The sequence below is a fragment of the Shewanella sp. 3_MG-2023 genome, from assembly GCF_030548765.1.
Taxonomy (GTDB): Bacteria; Pseudomonadota; Gammaproteobacteria; order Enterobacterales; family Shewanellaceae; genus Shewanella.
In genome coordinates this window covers 1-2,171 of sequence record NZ_JAUOSH010000071.1, presented here as the reverse complement: position 1 = coordinate 2,171, position 2,171 = coordinate 1, and the positions used below count along the sequence as shown (strand labels likewise).

General features: G+C 36.7%; 3 protein-coding genes. All 3 read left to right on the top strand.

The window, feature by feature from the left end:
* Window positions 1–242 precede the first annotated feature (242 nt).
* The 3 genes from Q4591_RS19995 to Q4591_RS19985 all read left to right on the top strand — a co-directional run bounded on the left by Q4591_RS19995 (window position 243) and on the right by Q4591_RS19985 (window position 2,054).
* Window positions 243–947 carry a hypothetical protein gene (locus Q4591_RS19995; RefSeq protein ID WP_303462600.1) on the top strand — a complete coding sequence of 235 codons (705 nt, stop codon included), beginning with the start codon at window positions 243–245 and terminating at the stop codon, window positions 945–947.
* Between the two features lie 121 nt (window positions 948–1,068).
* Window positions 1,069–1,572 (top strand): DUF2306 domain-containing protein, encoded by a 504-nt coding sequence (locus tag Q4591_RS19990; RefSeq protein ID WP_303462598.1) that lies wholly within the window; start codon window positions 1,069–1,071, stop codon window positions 1,570–1,572.
* An 83-nt stretch (window positions 1,573–1,655) separates the two neighbouring features.
* Entirely contained in the window at window positions 1,656–2,054 is a 399-nt protein-coding gene (locus Q4591_RS19985; protein ID WP_303462596.1) for a GFA family protein, read from the top strand.
* The last annotated feature ends 117 nt before the right edge of the window (window positions 2,055–2,171 follow it).

Below are 2,171 nucleotides of genomic sequence, written 5' to 3'. Positions count from 1 at the left end.
TAACATTCGAGAAAACCCATACATATCAATCTACTGCGAAATTTTTTAAAGTGTTGTATAGACCTCGTAAACAAAGACGCATTCTTTTTTCGGCAGTATTTTGAGCAATACTTACGTATTTATGAAAAATATTCGATTTACAACAATGACTTAGCGATGGTATCTTTGAGGTTTGAATTGAGCAGCCTGGAACATTATTGAGCTGCTAATGAATAAGCTGTTATATTTTACAAGGAGGTTAGATGTCTGAATTCTTAATTAATTTACTTTCTGGTGGAGTTGCAGGAGCCTCTGTAGCAGCCATACTCGCTAAATTTTTAATACAAAACCAGCTATCTAAATCATTAAAAGAATACCAGCACCAATTGGATATAAAGAAAAACTCCATCCAAGCCGACTTATCAATATATGCAGATAATGAGAGACAAAAAACACTAGATTTCGGGCGTAAAAGAATAGAAGCAGTTGAAGCTGTATACTCACAAGTTATTCTCACGTCATTACCAAGGCATGGCTTTATCAAACATGTTCGGACTTTGTCTCCTAACTCACTATTAAATGATCAGATAAGCGTATATTTTGATGCGTTTAAAGAGAATTATGATGCATATGTAAAGGCCTTCGATAGTATTTCTAACGCTTATAAAATACTAGAGCAACATGGAATTTATTTAGATGAAGAGCTAGAGAAAGAAATCGCGGTAGCATTAAGTCAGATTAATGCTTATTACTCAGCTAAAAAACAAGAGATGAGTAAACCTTATTCTCATGCGCGGTCATTATTTCATGGTGGCAATCTTCAGCTTAAAGATATGGACTTTGATTTTGTAACATTCTTCGATAAACAAAGCCACGAATGGAATCACATTACAGGTCCATTAAGAACCCAGCTAAAACAAAAAATTCGAGGTTATTTAACCCCCAAAGAACATGGTAATAGTAAGTAAAATATAACAAGCACTTCAAACGGAACAAAAACAGTTGGTTAGGTTCCGCTTCGCTACACATTTTAACCAACTATTTTTGTCCGCTTAAGTGGGCGTTAGCAATACATGGAGGTTTAACGATATGGATATATTTGAGTCAACAATAGGTGCTTTCCACACAGTTTTGGCTGTAGTAGCTCTAATTTCTGGTGGTTACGTAGTATTCAAAACAAAAGGCACGCTTACTCATAAAAAAGTAGGTTACATTTATGTAGCATCAATGATTTTCATGAATATAACGGCTTTGTTTACTCACGTTTTATTTAAATTCGGCCCATTTCATATTCTGGCTGTGTTTTCATTATTAACCGTTTTATTCGGTATTTTATCTCCTCTATTATTTAGGCATCATGATAACTGGCTACAGTGGCATTACTCCGGAATGTCATGGTCTTATGTTGGTTTATGGGCTGCTTTTGCTGCCGAAACTGCTGTTCGCCTCCCTCTGGAAAGTTTAGGCGTATCTTTTTGGCAGGTGGTTATTGGAGCATCATTGCTAATTACTTGGCTTGGTGGTTATTATATAAAAAAACATGAGACCAGCTTGGTGGTAAGTATTGCTAACAAGCAAATTAACAAGGACTAAAAACAGCGGGCTGTTCGCTCCGCTCCATTTTAGCCCACTATTTTTAGCCTGTTATTTGGGCGTTATATGCAAAGGAAGGTTTTGTGACACTTGAAGCTACTTGCTGTTGTAAACAAATATCAATAACTCTTTCAGGCAAGCCTGAAATGAACTCAGTTTGTAATTGCACTAACTGTAAACAACGTACGGGAAGTGCTTTTGGAATATCTACTTATTTTAAAATTGATTCAGTATTAAAGAAATCAGGCGAAACAAAGATTTATAAGTTGTGGCATAAAGAGCAAAATCACGAACAAAATCGTCATTTTTGTACTCAATGTGGTACTACGTTGTATTGGACTATATCAACCATGCCCCATTTAATTGGTATCGCTGGTGGTTGTTTTTCAGCTTCTGAAATTTTAGAGCCAACTCATACATTAAATAACTCTAACAAATGCCAGTGGGTTAGCTTTCCTTCTAACTGGCAAGCTCAAGAGTAGTTTGCATATAATCGGGTAGCCGGAGGTATCTAACCTCCAACCCCCACACCACCCTGCATGCGGCTCCGCACAGGGCGGTTCATTTAGAACACCTAACTAAACTTTCTGGTTAGGATA

What these genes read in the sequence shown, in the direction of transcription:
- Q4591_RS19995 (WP_303462600.1), top strand. Translation starts at nt 243, where the DNA reads ATGTCTGAATTCTTAATTAATTTACTTTCTGGTGGAGTTGCAGGAGCC.
- Q4591_RS19990 (WP_303462598.1), top strand. Translation starts at nt 1,069, where the DNA reads ATGGATATATTTGAGTCAACAATAGGTGCTTTCCACACAGTTTTGGCT.